This is a genomic window from Pseudochelatococcus contaminans (genome assembly GCF_014195635.1).
Classification (GTDB): domain Bacteria; phylum Pseudomonadota; class Alphaproteobacteria; order Rhizobiales; family Beijerinckiaceae; genus Pseudochelatococcus; species Pseudochelatococcus contaminans.
Genome location: NZ_JACICC010000002.1, coordinates 451,864 through 471,385, shown reverse-complemented (window position 1 = coordinate 471,385; position 19,522 = coordinate 451,864). Strand labels below are relative to the sequence as shown.

Sequence of the window (19,522 nt, the reverse complement as noted above, 5' to 3'; positions counted from 1 at the left end):
ATCGACAAAAGCTGCGCGTCAAATTATCGATAAAATCATGAACGCGCGGAAAGAAGACACATTGGCGGTGCGCATCAGCCGCACCCTGGCGGACCGGATCATCGCCGGTGAGATCGAGCCCGGCACCCGGCTGCGTCAGGATTACGTGGCCGAGGAGTTTGGCGCCAGTCATGTCCCTGTGCGCGAGGCCTTTCGCCGGCTGGAGGCGCAGGGGCTTGCGGTGAGCGAGCCGCGCAAGGGCGTGCGCGTGGCATCCTTCGCACTGTCGGAGGTCCGCGAGGTGGCGGAGATGCGCGCCGCGCTGGAAGTGCTGGCGCTGCGCCATGCCGCGCCCAACATTACCCCCGCCATTCTCGATGCGGCGGAGGAAGCCACCCGGGCCGGTGATAACTCGCATGACGTGCGCTCGTGGGAGGAGGCGAACCGCCGCTTCCACCGCCTGATCGTGGAGCCCTGCGGCATGCCGCGTTTGCTTGCCGCCATCGACGACCTGCACGCGGCCAGCGCGCGTTTTCTGTTCGCCGCCTGGCGGCTGGATTGGGAGGCGCGGACGGATCACGATCACCGCGCCATCCTCGCAGCCCTTCGCAAGGGCGATGTCGAGACTGCCTGCGCCACCCTGGCGCGGCATGTGCAGTGGGTCGGCCAGCGCCCGGTTCCCACGGCTGGAGGCCGGCAACGAAAAGCCTTCGCCATCGTCGGATAACCAGCTTGCGGCACGCCGGAGGTCCGTGGCGGCGACAGGTTGTCGACGCGCTCTCGTGACTGCCCTCACGGCTGCCGGTCGGGCAAGATATCCTGCTGAAGAACCAACCAAAAATCTGGATGTCTGGATGCCCCGCTTCTCGGCGAAGTGCGGTGCAAACCCTGATGCTTTGTCTGGCGGGGGATCGGTCGTTAAGCGCTCATGCATCCTGTTATCTATAAAAAACTTGCGACCATGAGCCATTTTCTGACCTTGTCGAGCGCGAGCCGCCGTCCCGCGTTGCGGACGTTGGCCTTTGCCGTTGCCGGTGCGGCCCTCATCGCCTTGTCTGCACGCATTCAGGTGCCGTTCTGGCCTGTGCCGATGACGCTTCACACGCTGGCTGTCATGGCGCTTGCTGTTGGCGCGGGTCCGCGCATCGCTACCGCTGCTTTCGTTGCTTATCTGGCGGCGGGCGCGGTCGGGCTGCCAGTGTTTTCCGGCTCTCCAGAGCGGGGCATCGGGCTGGCCTATATGGTGGGGCCGACCGGCGGCTATCTTGCCGGTTACCTCGCCGCAAGCTGGATCACGGGCACATTGGCGCAAGGCGGGGGCACGGGCTGGGGGCGCACGCTGCGTCAGGTGGCCGCCATGCTCGCCGGTCTTGCTGTGATCTACGCCGCCGGGCTCGCATGGCTGGCGGTTTATGTTCCGGCGGACAACCTCATCGCGCTTGGCTTCGCGCCGTTCATTGCCGGTGATCTCGTGAAGATCGCGGTGGTGGCCATCGGCGCGCATGGCGTGCAGGCCTATCTGGCTTCGTCAGCCGCCAAACAGGCGGGGAGGGGAGAATGAGCGCCCTGCTTGCCGTCGATTCTCCCCGCTGTTCCGCCAGCGGCCTGCGCACTGACTGGACGGAAGCCGAAGCCCGCGCGCTCTATGAGCTGCCATTTCCGGAACTGATGTTCCGGGCGCAGACTATCCATCGCCGCCATTTCGACCCCACCGAGGTCGAGACAGCGACGCTGCTGTCGATCAAGACGGGAGGCTGCCCGGAGGATTGCGGCTACTGCTCGCAGAGCGCGCGTCACAAAACCGGCTTGAAGGCGTCCAAGCTGATGGAGGTGGAGGCGGTGCTGGCCGAGGCGCGGCGTGCCCGCGAGGGTGGCGCGACCCGCTTCTGCATGGGAGCGGCATGGCGTGGGCCGAAAGAGCGCGATCTCGACAAGGTGTGCGCCATGATCGAGGGCGTGCGGGCGCTGGGCATGGAAACCTGCGTAACGCTTGGAATGCTCGAACCGGAGCAGGTGGAACGCCTCGCCGATGCCGGGCTCGACTATTACAACCACAACATCGACACGTCGCGCAGCTTCTATCCCGAGATCATCACCACGCGCACCATGGACGACCGGCTGGAAACGCTTGCCAACGTGCGCGCCGGTGGCATTAAGGTGTGCTGCGGCGGTATCGTCGGCATGGGCGAGACGGTCGATGACCGCATCTCCATGCTGGTCACGCTCGCCACGCTAGAGCATCATCCCGAAAGCGTACCACTGAACATGTGGAACGCCATCGCGGGTACGCCGGTGATGGACAAGGCAAAACCCGCCGAGCCGATTGCGTTCGTGCGGCTTGTGGCGCTGGCGCGCATTATGATGCCTGAAAGCGTCGTGCGCCTGTCAGCAGGGCGCGACGCCATGACTGATGAATGGCAGGCATTGTGTTTTCTGGCGGGCGCGAACTCGATCTTCACCGGCGATGCGCTGCTGACCACCGGCAATCCCGCTCGTGATCGTGACGCCGCATTGTTCGACAGGCTGGGCATGCATGCCGCGGAACCAGCTGAGAAACCGGCTGTGCCGCCCACAAGCCCGGCGGAAGTTGCCGCCGGGCCTGCGCTGGTGTGAACCGGATGCGTCAGAGGTAGATCGACGTCGCGATGACGAAGAAGATCAATACCCCGACGACGTCGTTGGATGTGGTGATGAAGACGCCCGTGGCCACCGCCGGATCGAGCCGCAGCCGTTTGAGCGCCAGCGGCACCAGCGATCCGACGACGGACGCCTGCACCGTCACCACGACAAGCGTCAGCAAGGCAGTTGCGGCCAGCAGCAGCGGATTCTCGATGGGCGCGAAGTTGGACATCAGCATGATGCCGCAGCCGATGATGAGGCCCACGATGGTACCGTTGAGCAGCGCGCCGGCCAGCTCACGCACGACACGGCCGGAAATATCGCCGACCCACAGCGCATGGGACGCCAGCGCCTGAACCGTGATGGTGGAGGCCTGAATGCCGGCGTTGCCCGCCAGCGACATCACGATGGGGATAAGGCTGGCCAGAATCGCGGCTTCCGTCAGGGCGTCTTCATAAGCGCCGACGACGAGGGCCGCGATGCTCGATCCGATCAGGCCGGCGGTCAGCCACGGCAGGCGACGCGGTACGATCTGGAGCGGTCCGTCCATCGCGCTGGCGGCGACGGAAAGACCGGCCATTTTCTTGATGTCTTCCTGCGCTTCTTCAAAATTGATCTCACGCAGCTCGGTGGGGGTAATGATGCCCACGAGCTGGCCGTCGGCATCCACCACCGGCAGCACCGGCAGGTGCTGTCTTTCGGCGATGTGCGCAGCCTCTTCCCGATCCGTATCGGCAGAAACCGTCACGATGTCCGAGCGCATGACGCTGCCGACGACGGTATCGGTGGGGTAGAGGACGAGATCGCGGATCTTCAGATAGCCCACCAGCCGGCGGCCACCGTTGGTGACGTAGACGGCATAAAGACGGTCGATCAGATCGGCATTGTTGCGGATTTCGTCGATGACCTGACCGATGGTCCAGTCCTGCGGTACGGCCACGAGGCGCCGGCGCATGACCGCTCCGGCCGACTCATCGATATAGGCAGTTAGCGCGGCCTGTATTTCCGCCGCGGCGGGGTGGATGGCGAGCGCCGCCTCGACGATATGGTCCGGCGAGTCGGCGAGAAAGTCGGCGGCGTCAGCCACCGGCATCTTGGCAACGATGCGCGCGATGCGCTTTTCGCCCTCGGCATCGAGCAGGCGTTCGCGAATCGAGGGATCGAGTTCCTCAAGCGCTGCGAGGCCGGGGGCGTCCGGCACAAGCCTTAGCAGCGCGCGGGCGCGCTTGGGCCGCAGCAGCAGGATGAGCCGCGCCACTTCCGCGGGCAGCAGGTCGGCCACAGCCGCCAGCTCGGTTTCTGGCCCGTCCCTGAGCAGCGTGTTGAGATGCTCCAGAGGCTCCGCTTCGCCTTGAGACGCGCGCCGCAATTCTTCAATCTGCATGGTTTCTTTCCATATCGGCCGGCGATCGGCCCGAAAGGGCCGGTTTCGGGGAGAGCGAGCGGATCCGGGCATCAGCGCCGCCAGCGTGAGGTTGCCGACTCATAGCCGGGTTCTGATGCAGTTTATTGACGTTACTGGCTGTGGATAGCCGATGCTGGAAACGTGTGGATATCCATATAATGATTATAACAGGCATTGTTATGAAACTGTGATTTTGACTCGTTCCATGTCACAAGACTGTAAATATTGCAGTAAAATTATTATAATATTTGAAATGGAAATGCGATGGATGCGGTGTTTGTTTCGTAATATCTAAATATATTAGACGCCAAAATTTTTATAACGTTAAGCGTCTGATGCAAAAAGAACAAAAATTTTTCCACGAATTTTTACCAGCGGTTGTAATCAATCTGTCGCGAACTCGTGTCCAATAATCCACCGCAACTAGCCTGGAGAGTTGACCATGAAATCCAAGTTCTTCCGTTATGTTCTTGCCGCGTTTGCGGGCCTGCTCCTTGCGAGCGCCCCGGCCGCCGCGCAGAACCTCCGCATCAGCGGCGCGGGCGCAAGCTTCCCGTTCCCGCTGTATTCCGCCTGGTTCCAGAAGTACAGCCAGATCACCCCGAACGTCCGCATCGACTACCAGTCCACGGGTAGCGGCGCCGGCGTGCGTTCGTTTGTCCAGCGCCTCGTGAACTTCGCCGGCAGCGACGCTGCGATTTCCGACGAGGAAATCAAGCAGGTCGAGGGTGGCGTTGTCGTTCTGCCGCTGACGGCTGGCGAAATCGTTCTCATTTATAACCTCCCGGGCGTTCCGGAGCTGAAGCTCCCCCGCGAAGTGTATCCGCTGATTTTCGCTGGCGAGATCACCCGCTGGAACGATCCGCGCATCGTCGAAGCCAACCCCGGCGTGACGCTCCCCGACCAGACGATCACCGTCGTGCGTCGTTCGGACAGCTCGGGCACGACCTTCGTGTTCACGCAGCACCTCAGCGCCATCAGCCAGGCTTTCAAGGACAAGCTCGGTTTCGGCACCACCGTTCAGTGGCCGAGCCTGCCGAACTTCGTTGGCGCACCGCGTAACGACGGCATCACCGCCACCGTTGCCCAGACGCCCGGCGCCATCGGTTATGTCGAGTACGGCTTCGCCAAGCTCTCCAACACGCCTTTCGCTCTTCTCCAGAACAAGTCTGGCGAGTTCGTGAAGGCTGGTGACGCTGCTGGTCAGGCTGCTCTTGCCAGCGCTGACTTCTCCGGCGAAGACCTGCGCATTTGGGTGACGGATCCGACGAGCCCCGAGGCTTACCCGATCGCCACGTTCACCTGGTTGCTGTTCTACAAGGACAACCGTAACCCCGCGATCGCTGCCGCTCTGCGCGACTTCGTGAAGTGGGCCGCCACCGATGGCCAGACGATGGCCAACGAACTCGGCTACATCCCGCTCCCCGAGGTTGTCGTCGAGCGCGTCATCAAGGAATCCGCCAACATCCAGTAAGTGGATGGCGGCATGACGAACAGCTCCCGGGCCTTTTGTGTCCGGGAGTAACTGTGCCGGCGGCGTCACGCGTCGATCGGCCGGATCCGCGACGGTGCGGCTTCCGCACGGCGGGTTGTCCTTTGCGGGTTGTTCGTGGCCGATGGTTCATCACATAAGGTGACGCAAGATGGCTGAGCTCAAGCTTTCATCACTGTCCGAAAAGTCCATTTCTCGAAATCCTTCCGGAGCAGAATACGCGAGCGATCGCGGCTTCAGGGGTCTTGCCCTTGCCTGTGGCCTCGCCATGATGCTGCTGCTTCTCGCGATTTTGATCATTATCGGCCGCGAGGCCGCCCCCGCTATTTCCAAGTACGGGCTGGGCTTCCTGACCAACGCCGTCTGGGCTCCCGGTCGCGGTGAGTTCGGCATTCTGGCCGAAATCTGGGGCACGCTCTACAGCTCCATTCTCGCTCTGATCATCGCCGGTTTCTTCGGCGTCTCCATCGCCATCTTCCTCACGCAGGACTTTCTGCCCCCGGCGCTGGCGCAGGTTTTCCGTACCATCGTGGAAATGCTGGCGGCCATCCCCAGCGTCGTCTACGGTCTGTGGGGTATCTTCGTCGTCATTCCGGCCATCCGCCCGCTGGCGAACTGGCTGCATGAGCATTTCAGCTTCATCCCGCTGTTCGGCACCTCCTTCGGCGGTCCCGGCATGGCGCCGGCCGTCATCGTGCTCGCCATCATGGTGCTGCCGACGGTCGCCGCGATCTCGCAGGACGCCTTCCGCCTCATTCCCTACAAGGTGAAGGAAGCGGCTTACGGCATGGGCACCACCCGGTGGGAAGCCATTCTCAAGGTCATGGTCCCGACTGCAGCGAACGGCATCTTCGCCTCGCTGGTTCTGGGCTTCGGCCGCGCGCTGGGCGAAACCATGGCGCTGGCCATGATCATCGGTAACGCCAACCAGATCAGCCTGTCGCTTTTCTCCCCGGCCAACACCCTTGCGTCGCTGCTCGCCTCGACCTTCCCGGAGGCCGGCCAGCTTGAGCGTGAAGCGCTGATGTTCGCCGCGCTGGCCCTGTTGTTCATCACCTTCATCGTCAACGTCGCGGGTACGATCATCATGTCGTTCGCGGCCAAGCAGCAAACGACCTGAGGGGGCCTAGAATGTCCATCACTGCTGATGATATTTCACGCGCCGCGATCGGTGCCCGGACGGCGCCGAGCATGCGCCGCTCCTTCACCGAGTCGCGCAACCTGCGCAGCTTCCTGCTGACCGCATTCGTCTGGATCCTGGCCATCATCGCCGCGATCCCGCTGTTCTCCGTGCTCTATATGCTGATCTCCCAGGGTGGCGCTCGGCTGAGCCTCGACCTGTTCACCGAGTTGCCTCCGGCCGGCTTCATGCAGGGCGGCGGTTTCGGTAACGCCATCATCGGTACGCTGGTGATGGTGGGTATCGGCGCGCTGATCGCCATCCCGGTCGGCGTCATGGGCGGCGTCTATCTGGGCGCGATCGCTCCCGACAGCAAGCTGTCTGCCGGCATACGCTTCGTTGCCAAGGTGCTCACCGGCTTCCCTTCGATCCTCGTCGGTATCTTCATCTTCGGCCTTCTCGTGCAGGCGATGGGAACCTTCTCGGCGCTCGCAGGTGGTGTCGCGCTGGCCATGGGCATGCTGTCAACGGTTATGTTGACCTCGGAGCAGGCTATCCGTATGGTCCCGCAACGAATGAAGGACGCGGCGACCGGCATTGGCTGCACCTCCACGCAGACGGTGTGGAAGGTTGTTCTGCCGACGGCGCTGCCCGGCATTCTGACGGGCGTCATGCTCGGCATCGCTTCGGCTGCCGGTGAATCCGCGCCGCTGTTGTTCACCGCGCTGTTCAGCAGCTTCTGGCTGGAAAGCCTGGTCGAGCCGACCGCGTCGTTGTCGATCCTGATCTACAACTTCTCGGGTATGCCCTTCCCGAACCAGATCCAGCTTGCCTGGTCTGCATCGCTCGTGCTGGTGCTGATCGTGCTCGTTTTCAATATCCTCAGCCGGCTCTTCGGAAGCCGGAAAGTCTAACGCTGCTGTCGGAGTAGGCCAATGTCTGTCAATCTCTCCACCCCTGCCACGACCGCGGCTGCTGTCAACCCGCAATACGCAATCTCCGCGTCGATCGACAAGATCTTCTACGGCGACTTCCTTGCTGTGCGCGATGCCGTGATTGGTGTCGAAAAGGGCAAGATCACCGGCTTCATCGGCCCGTCGGGTTGCGGCAAGTCCACCGTGCTGCGCAGCCTCAACCGCATGAACGACCTGATCCCGATCTTCCGCCTCGAAGGCCGGGTCGACTTCATGGGTCAGGACATCTACGCCAAGGACATCGACCCCGTGTCGGTGCGCCGCCACATCGGCATGGTGTTCCAGCAGCCTAACCCGTTCTCGATGAGCATCTTCGAGAACGTGGCGTTCGGCCTGCGCCTCAACCGTTTCAAGGGCAACATGCACGAGCAGGTGGAACGTTCCCTGCGCCGCGCCGGCCTCTGGAACGAAGTGAAGGACAAGCTGAAGCAGAACGGTCTGGCCCTTTCGGGCGGCCAGCAGCAGCGTCTTTGCATCGCCCGCGCCATCGCCATCGAGCCGACCGTGCTGCTGATGGACGAACCGTGCTCGGCGCTCGACCCGATCGCGACTCGCATCGTGGAAGAGCTGATGCTGGAACTCAAGAACGACTACAGCGTCGCCATCGTGACGCATAACATGCAGCAGGCACAGCGCGTGGCAGACATCACGGCGTTCTTCTCCGTCGATGTTTCCAAGGGCGGACGCACGGGTTATCTCGTGGAGAAGGGGCCGACGGCCGAAGTCTTTGGCAACCCCCGCGAACAGCTCACGCGCGAATACGTATCCGGTCAGTTCAGCTGAGGAGGGTGCCATGGGGCGCGCAGGTCTGAGAGGAGCGTTGCAGAAGGCAGCGCTTGCGGCGGTCGTTTGCTTCGCCAGCGAGGCGGGGGCCGTCGAGCTCAAGGGGGCGGGGGCGACTTTCCCCGCCAACCTCTACGAACAGTGGATCAGCGAGTTCAACCGGGCGAACACCGACGTCACCGTCACGTACAGCGCGGTGGGCAGTGGCGAGGGTATCCGCCAGTTTTCCCAGGGTTCGGTCGCTTTCGGCGCAACGGAACGGCCGCTGTCGGACAAACAGGTTGAGGCCATCGCCGGCGGTGTTCTGCATGTTCCCACCACAGCGGGCATGATCGTGTTCGCGTACAACATTCCTGGTCTGGACAAGGAACTGCGTCTCAGCCAGGAATCGGTTGCGGGCATCCTGAGCGGCCGCATCAAGGCCTGGAACGATCCTGTCATCCAGGCGGCCAATCCCGGCGCCAACCTGCCGGCGAAGGACATTGCGCTCGTCGCCCGCAGGGACTCGAGCGGAACGACGTTCTCGCTCACCAGCCATCTTGCCGCTGTCAGCAGCGACTGGAAGGAAGTTGGCACTACCATCGTGTGGCCGAAGACCGCCCAGCTCGTGGCCGGTAACGAAGGCGTGGCCGGGCGTATCGCCATCGCGGAATACTCGATCGGCTATGTCGAGTATTCGTTCGCCGCTCGTCTCAACCTGCGCACGGCGCTGGTGGAGAACAAGTCGGGGCAGTTCGTGCGTGCGGATGCTGCATCGGGTGCGGCGGCACTTGCTTCCACCGTGGATGCAATGCCGGCGGATGGTCGCCAGTCGATCCCCAATCCTGAAGGTGAGACGGCTTATCCCATCGTCACCTACAGCTGGGTGTTGCTGCGCCGTGAGAATGCTGATGCCGCCATTACCGACGGTCTGAAGCGCTTCTTCGGCTGGGGTCTTGCGGATGGTCAGGCGCTGTCCGACAAGCTGGGTTACATCCCGCTTCCGGCTCCGGTTGCCGAACGGGCGAAGGCCATTCTGGCCGAATTGCGCTAGGGCCGTTTGCGTTCAGGCTGAACTGTCGTCGAACTGAAGACAGGTGGCTGTAGACAAACGCTTTCAGGTGAGGACGCGTTCGCGCCCTTCCTGCCAGAGTATATTGTTATCATGGATCGGGACGGCGTCATCCGGATGATGAGGCCGTTCCGGTTCTTTCATTTGCACGGTTCATTCATTGTATGCCGAGTCAGCGGTCGGTGACGAGATATCCGAGCCAACCTACATTGCTTATTGGCATGCTTTTGTTTTTAATGCGTCCCGACGATGAGAGCCATTTGCGTTCAAGGTGATCCATCTGCTTGATCGCAAGTTGTGGTAAAGTATAAAATATAGAGCGCCTGTCGTGGCTCCATCAAAACAAGCGTTCCGATATCTCCGTGTGACCGATGAGTTTTCATCTTCCCATGACGAACAAATTTCCCCCGCGCGCTTCGCCGGATGACAACCAGAAAAACCGCGCAGCATCCGCGAGGAACACCTCGCGTATGTTCTTCAATTTTGGTTCCAATTATTTCGAAGATTATATTAATTTTAATAAAAAGATTTTGCAGAACAGCTTGGACGGTCTTAACGTCAAAGGCTTCTACATCATGTTGAATGGCGTTCTTGACATGATGAACAGCGCACCTAATCTTATGTCCTCTGCTTATAATCCGAACGGCGCCACCGGGGCCGGCAAGCAGACGGCCAGGAGTGTGCGGTTTTTAATGAACCTGCAGGAAATCGAGAATGCGCTGACGGGCCTGAGGCTTGCCTCGGCATCCAATGATGCGGAGGACTTCGAGGACAAGGAGCCCATGTCCGACGACATCGTTCGGCGGATGATGAGCGGCTATGCCTACGTCAACGATCTGCTGCGGGATGACGTGGATCTGTTCACGTATGGCAACTCGCATCATTGGCTTGAGCTGAATCACCTCGTTCTTTGCGGCACCACGCCTGAGCGGAGGGAGCAGTTCCGTAATCACATCGAACTGACTGAAAAGCGCTTTTACGATGACTCCAAGGGAGGAATTGGCGAGCGTATCGAATGGCTCCAGCGTCATCGCACCAGCACGCCGGAGGCGGTGGCGGCTGGCATTTTCCTGCTGATCACCAGTTCGCCGCAGCTCTACATTGAGGGCAACCGCCGCACGGCTACCCTGATCGCCAGCTATGCGTTGGTGCGGCAGGGGCTGTCGCCGGTGGTGGTCACGGCGAAGGACTACAAGGAGTTCTTCGAGGTGGCGGACACCTGCAAGAACATCGACCGCTCACGGTGGGATCAGACGCTGACGATCCGCCGCGAGACAGGCCGCATCGAGCAGTTCATGCGCAACAGCGCCGATCCCGCATACCTCGTCCAAACCGCCGACGCTGACAGCGCTGGACACTGATGGCGCGCGGGTTGCGACTGTTCAGGCTGCCCCGCGTCCGTGCAGCTTGTCCAGACGTGCCAGCAACTCTTTCGGCACGTTGTCCTCGGTTTTCAATGCGCCGAGGTAGACCGTGCCGGTGTTGCCGTCCAGCGTGATGAGCGCCCCCGGTTCGAGGTGTGTTTCGCCGAAGCTGATGCGCCCCGCCTGCTCATCGATCCGCAGTGCGTCGCAGCCCACAAGGCAAACCTTGCCCAATTGCCGCGCCACCACGGCGGCATGAGACGTGCGCGCGCCGTGGCAGGTGAGAAGGCCGTCAGCGGCGTCGAGCAGCGAGACATCGTGGGTTTCGGCGTTGCGCCGCACCAGAATGACGCGCTTTCCCTCGGCGGTGAACGCTTCGACCTGTGCGCCGTCTAGCGCGGCCGCGCCGCTGGCAACGCCGGTTGCGGCGGTTGCGCCGTGGCCGAGAACCGTCGGCGCGGCGCCGTCCTGCGCCACGATAACATGCGTGGTGAGTGCGGCAGCGTCGAGGTCGCGCGTGCGCTCGCGGGCGGTATCGGTGTCGATCAGCCCTTCCTCGGCCAGATCCAGCGCGATGCGGGCGGCTGCCTGCGGTGTGCGCTTGCCGTCACGGGTTTGCAGTAGGAACAGTTCGCCGTTCTCGACGGTGAATTCAAAGTCCTGCATGTCACCGAATTCGCGCTCAAGCACCTTGGTCGCGGTGACAAGTTCGTCCCAGACAGCCGGGGCGACGGCAGCAAGCCGCTCATGGCCCTGCGCGCTGCGGCGGCCGCTGACCACATCCTCACCCTGCGCATTGAACAGGAAATCCACCCACGGGGCAGGATCGCCGTCGCTAGGGTTGCGGGTGAAGCCGACACCCGCGCCCGAAACGCCGCCGGCATTGCCGAATACCATCCGCTGCACGGTGACGGCGGTGCCAATGGCATCGTCGATGTCGCGCATCTTGCGATAGGCAATAGCCTTGTCGCTGGACCATGAGCGAAGCACCGCCTGAATGGCCGCCTGAAGCTGGGCCTGCGTGCTTTGCGGAAAAGGCGCGTCCGCGAGGCGGGCGTAGGTCGCCAGATGGCGCTGGGCAAGGTCGCGCAGCGCCGCGAAATCCAGCGCGCGTTCATCCTCGCCCTGGCGGACGGCGTCGAGATCTTCCTCGAAAGCGGCGGCGTCGATGCCGGCCACCACCTCGCCATAACCGGCGATCAGCCTGCGGTAAGCATCCCATGCAAGGCGGGGATGCCCGGTGACACGAATAAGGCCGGGCAGCGTCTCATCCGTCAGGCCGATGTTGAGCAGCGTCTCCATCATGCCGGGCATGGAAACCGGCGCGCCCGAGCGCACGGAGAGCAGCAGCGGGCGGCGGGAGTCGCCGAAGCGCAGGCCGGTCGCCTTTTCCAGCCACGACAGAGCGTCCAGCCAGGTCGCCACCGCTACCGATCCGGGATCGGCGCAATAGCCCGTGCCGAGCACGAATGCGGGCGGCACGTCCAGACCCAGCGCGGCCATCCGCGCGAGATTGTAAGCCTTGAAACCGAGCGCTGCCGGCGATGCGCCGGGTTCCAGCGCCTCACCGCCGCCGACGCGGTAGATCCGTGCGGTATCCGTCACGACTGCCTTCCTTCCCTCTCCGCGCCAACCCGGGTGAACACGATGGCGCGCATCGCGTAGCCGGTTTTCAGCAGGGCATCTGTGGTTGCTTCCAGCGCGCCGGCGAAGTCTGTGCCCAGCGTCAGCGAGGCGGCGTCCGACACATGGCGCGCGAACAGCCGCCGCGTATCCCGCGTCAGGGCGTCGCAAAGCCGCTCGGCATTGACGACGCGCCAGCATACGCCGAGAAATTCGTCATGGTCCTGCGCCAGACTTGCCTCGGTCAGCGTGCGCGCCACCGCGATCGCCTTCACGTGGTCCTGCGCTGCTTCCAGCACCTTGTCGGCCAGCCGGCGCAATACGGCCCGCAGGTCGTCGTTCCAGCCCTGATGATGGTTTTCCGCGATGAGCGAGAGCAGGAAAGTGGCTTCCTCAAGCGCATCGGCGGCGTCGTCCGCGCATTCGATGAGGCGCAGGAAAGGCAGGCGGCGCGGGTTCACCTCCGCCTGTTCGCGCAAGCGGATGACGAGATGGTCCGCCTTGCGCTCCCACGCCTTGGCGCGTTCAGCGAGCTTCTCGGCCACTGCAAGGTCGGTTTCATGGCCATAGGCGAGGGCATCGCGGACGCCTTCCGCCAGCGCATGACAGTAGGCGGCGTGCTCGGCCAGCAGCGAGAACTCATCCCTGTGCCGGTTGACGTGGCGCGACAGCAGCAGGCGCACCTGATCGGCGATGAGGCTTTTCGTCTGGCCCGCCAGCATGGCCTCGGCGGCGATTGACAGTGTGTCCACGAGGAACTCGCTCGCCTCATCCTCCCCCAGCACGGTGTCGAGCTGGTCGCCCATGTGGAAATGATCGGGCGACAGTGCTTCCATGGCGTCGAAGACAAGCTCCTCGGCCCCGGCCAGCAGCCAGCCCATATGCCCGCTTTCGCGCTGCGCCGCCTGCGTCAGAACATCCACCGCCAGAGACTTCGACACCAGCCGGTTGAGGCGTTTGCGGGCGCGGTTCCAGTCGATCAGGAAGACGATGCGTGCGCCCAGCTTGTCCAGCGCCGTATCGAGTTCACGCGTGTCCGCGCAGACGAAACGGGCGTTGCCGACGATGTAATCGTCGCCGAAATTGAGACCTGCGTTGCGGCGCGTGCCGATATCCGACCATTGCGCGCCGATACCGGCCAGCAGATCGCGGAAGAACGCAAAGCGGCGTTCGTGCAGATCGGAATAGGTGAGGGTGATGACCAGCCCCTCCACCTTGACCACGAGCACGTGTACGTCGTTGGTGCCGATATCGTTCTGGATCAGCAGAATGTCGCCGTCGCGCGTGGCGGCGGTGTCGAGGCCGGGGTGGTCGAACTTCAGCTTCTTGGTGCGGTTGAGGCCGCGCATGAAGGCCGCGATACGCTGCCGGTCGCTGTCATCGATCTGCCAGACATGCGCGCCGGCCACCGTCTCGTCGGACATCTGCGCCGACAGGTGGTTCAGGCTTTTGTGCAGATCCATGACCAGAATGTGAAAGGTGTCGTCTGCGCCGCGGCGGCCGCTCGTCAGTGCGGCGAGTTGCGCGGCGTCGAGAGTGCCCGCGTTCAGTTCGCCAAGCCATTGGCGCCAATGGGTGACGCGCTCCATCTGTGCGCGATGCGTTTCATCGCTGCTGTCTTCCAGCGGGCGGGCCATCTGGCCCAGATCGTCCGAAAAACGCTCCGCCAGTCTGGACAGATGCTCAAGGTGGAGGGTGCCGTTCTCCCGCCAGGATTTGTCCTGAATGGTCAGCATCCAGGGCGCGTCCATGTGCGCCGCGTCGTAATCGTGGCGCAGGTCCAGCGGCGGCACGGTGCTGTCGGCGGCATGGGATGCTGCGGCCTGAAGCGCCGTCAGACCGAACTTGATCCGATCGTTCGCCGCGAGCGCAGCCTTGATCCGCGCCGGTAGCAGCAGCTTGGATTGCCCAAGGGCGGCGACGACATCCGCTTTTTCCACTTGCCGATCCCCTCCTCAGAGCGATTGCCTGGCAGACGGAATCGTCCGGTCGACAAAAATTCGCTCGACATCGAAAAAACTGGACTGATCTCGCGTCTTGATGAAACGTCGAAATCGTCCGGAAGTGCACATTTCGGTGTGCGTGAGCACATCATACGACTGCCCGGAGTAGTATTGGCGGATTGTGAACGGTTTGTGTCAAACGGCCACGCTATGCTGTCGCCGGTGATCCGTGAACCGGGTGTCGCCATGGATTGAAAATCGCCGCCAGACTGGATGCCGTAAACCGACCGTGCATTGACAAGTCTCAACGACGGTCGATATTCAGCTTGGCCATATTGCCGCGAAGATCGCGGGCGGGCTGGGGATCGCACGCTGGCCAACAAAACAGGTCCGGGAGGTCAAGATGCCCGTCGAAGTGAAAACCGCTGTCCCATTCTCGCCGGTGACGGACCGGCAGCAAGCGTCTCTTGCGCCCACAGTCGAGCCAGCCTCGGGCGACGAGGCGTTCCGTGCCGCCGATCGCATCCGCAAGGCGCTCGGTGCGCAGTTCACGGGTGGCATATCGCCGGCGGCGCTGTCGCTGGCCTTCTTCGACTGGGCCGTCCATCTGGCCTATGCACCCGGCAAGCAGGCTGAGCTGGCTTGCGAGGCCGTGCGCGAAAACGGCAAGCTGCTGAAATATCTCGCCGCATTGGCCGTGGACCCCAAGACGCCGCCGTGTATCGAGCCGCAGCCGGGCGACCGCCGTTTCGGCGATCAGGCATGGCAGGCGATGCCATATTCGATCTGGTCGCAATCCTTCCTGGCATATCAGCAATGGTGGCAGGGCGTGACCAGCGACGTGCCGGGCGTGACGCCGCATCACGAAGAGGTGGTGTCCTTCATCGCCCGGCAGGTGCTGGATGTGTTCGCGCCATCGAATAACCCGTTCACCAACCCGGAAGTCATCGCCAGAACGGTGGACACCGGCGGCGAGAACATCCGGCAGGGCTTCGCCAACTGGCTGGAAGACGCTACCCGGCAGTTGACGCATCAGCCCCCCGTGGGGGCGGAAAACTTCGTCGTCGGCCGTGATGTCGCCGCGACCAAGGGCAAGGTGGTTTACCGCAATCACCTCATCGAGCTGATCCAGTATTCGCCTGCCACCGAGACGGTGTTCGCGGAGCCGGTGTTGATCGTGCCGGCGTGGATCATGAAGTATTACATTCTGGATCTGTCGCCGCATAACTCGCTCATCCGCTATCTGGTGGAGCAGGGGCATACGGTGTTCTGCGTCTCGTGGCGCAATCCCGATGCCAAAGACCGCGCACTAACCCTCGACGATTACCGCCAGTCCGGCATCGTCGATGCGCTCGCGGCCATCAATGCCATCGTTCCGGACCAGAAGATTCACGCTACCGGCTATTGTCTGGGCGGCACGCTGCTGTCCATCGCCGCTGCCGCCATGGCCCGCGCCGGTGACGACCGTCTGGCCTCGGTGACGCTGCTGGCGGCGCAGACGGATTTTTCCGAGCCCGGCGAACTGGCGCTTTTCATCGATCACAGCCAGGTCGATTATCTGGAAAGCATGATGTGGAACCGCGGCTATCTCGATTCGGAACAGATGGCGGCGGCTTTCCAGCTCTTGCGCTCCAACGATCTCATCTGGTCGCGGCTCGTGCATGACTACCTGATGGGCGAGCGCTCGCCGCTGATCGATCTGATGGCGTGGAACGCCGATTCCACCCGCATGCCGTACAAGATGCATGCCGAATATCTGAAGCGGCTTTACCTTGACAACGAGCTGGCAGCCGGGCGTTTCCTGGTCGATGGCCGTCCGGCGGCGCTTCAGAACATCCGCGCGCCGTTGTTCGTGGTCGGCACCGAGCGCGATCACGTCGCGCCGTGGCGTTCCGTCTACAAGATCCATTATCTGACGGATACGGATGTTAGCTTCGTGCTGACCAGCGGCGGCCATAACGCCGGCATTGTCAGCGAGCCGGGACGTCCCCGCCGGCGGTTCCGCATTGCCCTCAAGCGCACGGACGATGTGTGCCTGAGCCCCGGCGAGTGGGCGGAGGTCGCCGAGCGGCGCGACGGCTCGTGGTGGCTGGCGTGGGCGCAGTGGCTTGCGGACAAATCCACGCCGGAGCACGTGCCCGCGCGTGAACCCGGCGCTGCCGACAAGGGTTTCCCGCCGCTGGTAGACGCACCTGGCAGCTACGTGCTGCAACGCTGACCGGCAGGAACATGTCCTGATCCGGGTCAGGACATGTTTCGGGTCTGGAGATGCGCCGGGGTCAGTGCCGGCGCGTCAGAAGAGCTGATCCTCGCCGTTCGGTCCGTTGCGCTGCGGCGTGCGGGCGATATGCTCCTTGATGAGCCTTCCGGTTGCCGGATCGACCTCGCGCAGCACCACCTTGTAACCCCAGATGGCGGCAAGGTTCTGCAACACCTGATCGATGTCCTTCTCGTACAGCAGAATGCCGTTGACGGTGTTATGCTGAAGCGTCAGCTGCCGGTCGCCGTCCAGATCCACGTCGATGATCTGGATGTCGGCCTGCTGCCAGCCGATGTCATATTGGCGTGACAGCGCATTGCGAATGCGGCGATAGCCCCGCTCGTCGTGAATGGCATCCACCCGCAGCGTCGGCTTGGTCGAATCGTCTTCCAGATGGAACAGCCGCCATTCGCGGATCAACCGCGGGCTGAGGAACTGCGACAGGAAACTCTCGTCGCGATAATTCTCCCAGACATGTTTCAGCACCGTCACGGCATCGCCCTTGCCGGCGATGTCCGGGAACCACGCGCGGTCTTCATCCTCCGGTGATTCGCAGATGCGCACGATGTCCTGCATCATGGCGAAGCCGATGGCGTAGGGGTTGAGCCCGTTATAATAGGGCTTGTCGTAAGTTGGCTGCATGATGACGTTGGCATGTGACTGCAGGAATTCCAGAAAGGCGCCGTCGTCGATGGAGCCCTGTTCGTGCAGATGCGTCATGATGCGATAATGGCACCATGTGGCGCAGCCCTCGTTCATGATCTTGGTCTGTGACTGCGGATAGAAATACTGCGCCACATGCCGGACGATGCGCAGCACCTCACGCTGCCAAGGCTGTAGGAGCGGCGCGGTCTTTTCCAGGAAGTAGAGGATGTTTTCCTCCGGCAGTCCCAACATCGCCCGCCGCCGCTCTGCGGACGACCGCCCCGCCGTCTGCGATGGCTGCCCCGGCACCGTGCGCCACAGGTCGTTGTAGACCTGCTCCCGATACGCGTGCCGCTCGGCCTCGCGCTGCCGCTCCACCTTGAGGTCGAGCCGCGAACGGCGCGGATAGCGATGCACGCCGTGGCTTTGCAGGGAATGGGCGATGTCCAGCAGCCGCTCCACCGCTGACAGGCCATGCCGCTCCTCGCATTGGGCGATGTATTTGCGGGCGAAGGCGAGGTAATCGAGAATGCCTTCGGCATCCGTCCACTGGCGGAAGAGATAGTTGTTCTTGAAAAAGTGGTTATGGCCGAACGCGGCGTGCGCGATCACCAGCGTCTGCATCATGGCGGTGTTTTCCTCCATGATGTAGCTGATGCAGGGGTTGGAGTTGATGACGATCTCGTAGGCCAGCGCGCTCATGCCCTTGCGATAGACCATCTCGTGGTGTGCGAACTGCTTGCCGAACGACCAGTGCCGGTAAAGTTGCGGCATGCCGGTGGAGGCGTAGGCGTCGAGCATCTGCTCGGCGGTGATGACCTCGATCTGGTTGGGGTAGGTGTCGAGCCCCAGTTGCCTGCCGGCGACTTCGCCGACCGTTTCGTGGATGCGGCGGATGGTGTCGAAGTCCCAGTCCGAGCCGGTAAAGAGCAAAGGATGTTTTTCTGCGATGGCGACCATCAGGGGCCTCCTTCATCGGCGCCGTCGCGCCGGAACAGTTCGCGGAAGACCGGGTAGATCTCGCGCCGGTGCCACACCTTGCGCATGACGAAATGACCGCCTGACGGCACGTGCATCTCGTATGTGCGCCACAGGTCCGTGGTGCGCGCCACCGAGCCGAGCGGCAACTGGCCGTCGCCGCGCCCAACCTCCAGATAAGCGTAATACTGGCTGATGGGCAGGATATCCTCGGTGATCAGCTTGGCCACCCGGCCGCTGTCGGTGCCGATGTTGTCGCCGTCCGACGCCTGCGCCACGTAGATGTTCCAGTCGTCCGGGCTGTAGCGTTCCCGCACGACGCGCAGCATCTCGTCCAGCGCCGTGGATACGATGGTGCCCCCCGTCTCCGGGCTGTGAAAGAACGTATCCTCATCCACTTCCTCGGCATGGTCGGTGTGGCGGATGAACACCACATCGACATGGCGATAACTGCGCCGCAGGAAGATGTGCAGCAGCGCATAGAAACGCTTGGCGAGATCCTTCATCTGCTCGTTCATGGAGCCGGAGACATCCATGAGGCAGAACATCACCGCCTGCGCCACCGGGCGCGGCGTCTGGTCATAGCGGCGGTAGCGCAGGTCGATAGGGTCGATCCACGCAATCCGCTTGCTGCGGGTCACGAGGCGCTCGTGCTCGATGCGCAGAGCATCGAGGCGCGTCGGGTCCGCGCCGCTTTCTGTGAGGGTGGCGATTTCCTCCTCCAGCGCGCGGATCGTATCGCGCCCCGGACGGCGCAGCGCGATCCGCCGCGACAGGGCGTTTCGCATCGTGCGCGTCACCGACAGCGCCGAAGGCGAGCCGGTGGTGGAGTAACCGGCGCGGTGCAGTTCCTTGGCTTCCGCGCCGGTGAGCTTGCGCTTGGCGAGGTTGGGGAGTTCGAGATCGTCGAGGAACAGGTCGAGATATTCCTCGCGCGTCAGCAGGAAGCGGAAAGCATCCTCGCCGCTGCCGGTCCCCGCGTCGGGGCCGCCCGCACCGCCGCTGCCCGGTGGCGGCCTGCGGATGCTGTCGCCCTCGATGAACTCCTTGTTGCCCGGCAGAACGTGATCACGCCGCCCGCCGGCGGAGCCGCGACGCAGGGCGGGTTCGTGCACCCCTTCGCGGGTGATGCTGATCTCCCCGCCCTGATCCAGATCCTTGATGCTGCGGTTCTTGAAATCCTCTCGAACCGCTCGTTGCACCAGATTTTTCGCCCGCCGGATGAACCGCTGGCGATTGGTGAAACTCCTGCCTCCCGGATTGAGGCGTCGATCGATTATATGCAC

At 62.8% G+C, this 19,522-nt stretch carries 15 protein-coding genes; 10 read left to right on the top strand and 5 right to left on the bottom strand.

Annotated features, from left to right (window positions below):
* Positions 1-37: 37 nt before the first annotated feature.
* The 3 genes from FHS81_RS06150 (at position 38) to bioB (ending at position 2,592) form a co-directional block, all read left to right on the top strand.
* Positions 38-706 carry a GntR family transcriptional regulator gene (locus FHS81_RS06150; protein ID WP_183751159.1) on the top strand — a complete coding sequence of 223 codons (669 nt, stop codon included), beginning with the start codon at positions 38-40 and terminating at the stop codon, positions 704-706.
* A 234-nt stretch (positions 707-940) separates the two neighbouring features.
* A complete protein-coding gene (locus FHS81_RS06145; RefSeq protein WP_183751158.1) occupies positions 941-1,540 on the top strand; it encodes a biotin transporter BioY in 600 nt (199 codons plus the stop codon).
* Positions 1,537-2,592 carry a biotin synthase BioB gene (bioB, locus tag FHS81_RS06140; RefSeq protein ID WP_183751157.1) on the top strand — a complete coding sequence of 352 codons (1,056 nt, stop codon included), beginning with the start codon at positions 1,537-1,539 and terminating at the stop codon, positions 2,590-2,592. Before FHS81_RS06145 ends, bioB begins: the two co-directional genes overlap by 4 nt.
* Positions 2,593-2,602: 10 nt before the next feature.
* Here the strand turns inward: bioB and mgtE are convergent, their stop codons facing one another.
* Positions 2,603-3,982 carry a magnesium transporter gene (mgtE, locus tag FHS81_RS06135; protein ID WP_183751156.1) on the bottom strand — a complete coding sequence of 460 codons (1,380 nt, stop codon included), beginning with the start codon at positions 3,980-3,982 and terminating at the stop codon, positions 2,603-2,605.
* Between the two features lie 463 nt (positions 3,983-4,445).
* Here mgtE and pstS (FHS81_RS06130) point away from each other — a divergent pair, with 463 nt between their 5' ends.
* From pstS (FHS81_RS06130) to FHS81_RS06105, 6 genes are all read left to right on the top strand, one after another.
* A complete protein-coding gene (pstS, locus tag FHS81_RS06130) occupies positions 4,446-5,477 on the top strand; it encodes a phosphate ABC transporter substrate-binding protein PstS (protein WP_183751155.1) in 1,032 nt (343 codons plus the stop codon).
* 169 nt (positions 5,478-5,646) lie between these two features.
* The gene (gene pstC, locus FHS81_RS06125; protein WP_183751154.1) at positions 5,647-6,615 is read left to right on the top strand and encodes a phosphate ABC transporter permease subunit PstC; all 969 of its coding nucleotides are present in this window, start codon (positions 5,647-5,649) and stop codon (positions 6,613-6,615) included.
* A gap of 11 nt (positions 6,616-6,626) precedes the next feature.
* Positions 6,627-7,529, top strand: a complete 903-nt coding sequence (pstA, locus tag FHS81_RS06120; protein ID WP_183751153.1) for a phosphate ABC transporter permease PstA — start codon at positions 6,627-6,629, stop codon at positions 7,527-7,529.
* Positions 7,530-7,550: 21 nt separating this feature from the next.
* Entirely contained in the window at positions 7,551-8,372 is an 822-nt protein-coding gene (gene pstB / locus FHS81_RS06115; RefSeq protein WP_183751152.1) for a phosphate ABC transporter ATP-binding protein PstB, read from the top strand.
* Between the two features lie 10 nt (positions 8,373-8,382).
* Positions 8,383-9,405 carry a phosphate ABC transporter substrate-binding protein PstS gene (gene pstS / locus FHS81_RS06110; RefSeq protein ID WP_183751151.1) on the top strand — a complete coding sequence of 341 codons (1,023 nt, stop codon included), beginning with the start codon at positions 8,383-8,385 and terminating at the stop codon, positions 9,403-9,405.
* Between the two features lie 638 nt (positions 9,406-10,043).
* Positions 10,044-10,784 (top strand): hypothetical protein, encoded by a 741-nt coding sequence (locus FHS81_RS06105; RefSeq protein ID WP_183751150.1) that lies wholly within the window; start codon positions 10,044-10,046, stop codon positions 10,782-10,784.
* 21 nt (positions 10,785-10,805) lie between these two features.
* Here the strand turns inward: FHS81_RS06105 and FHS81_RS06100 are convergent, their stop codons facing one another.
* Complete coding sequence (locus FHS81_RS06100; protein ID WP_210281563.1) at positions 10,806-12,392, bottom strand: PEP/pyruvate-binding domain-containing protein; 1,587 nt, start codon at positions 12,390-12,392, stop codon at positions 10,806-10,808.
* Positions 12,389-14,350, bottom strand: a complete 1,962-nt coding sequence (locus FHS81_RS19255) for a DUF47 family protein (RefSeq protein WP_183751149.1) — start codon at positions 14,348-14,350, stop codon at positions 12,389-12,391. The genes FHS81_RS06100 and FHS81_RS19255 overlap by 4 nt, the downstream gene beginning before the upstream one ends.
* 406 nt (positions 14,351-14,756) lie before the next feature.
* Between FHS81_RS19255 and FHS81_RS06090 the strand changes: the two genes are divergently transcribed.
* On the top strand, positions 14,757-16,571 hold the full coding sequence (locus tag FHS81_RS06090) for a PHA/PHB synthase family protein (RefSeq protein ID WP_183751148.1): 1,815 nt from the start codon (positions 14,757-14,759) through the stop codon (positions 16,569-16,571).
* 75 nt (positions 16,572-16,646) lie between these two features.
* Here FHS81_RS06090 and FHS81_RS06085 read toward each other — a convergent pair whose 3' ends face one another.
* A complete protein-coding gene (locus FHS81_RS06085) occupies positions 16,647-18,218 on the bottom strand; it encodes a SpoVR family protein (protein WP_183751147.1) in 1,572 nt (523 codons plus the stop codon).
* Entirely contained in the window at positions 18,218-19,522 is a 1,305-nt protein-coding gene (locus tag FHS81_RS06080; RefSeq protein ID WP_183751146.1) for a DUF444 family protein, read from the bottom strand. Before FHS81_RS06080 ends, FHS81_RS06085 begins: the two co-directional genes overlap by 1 nt.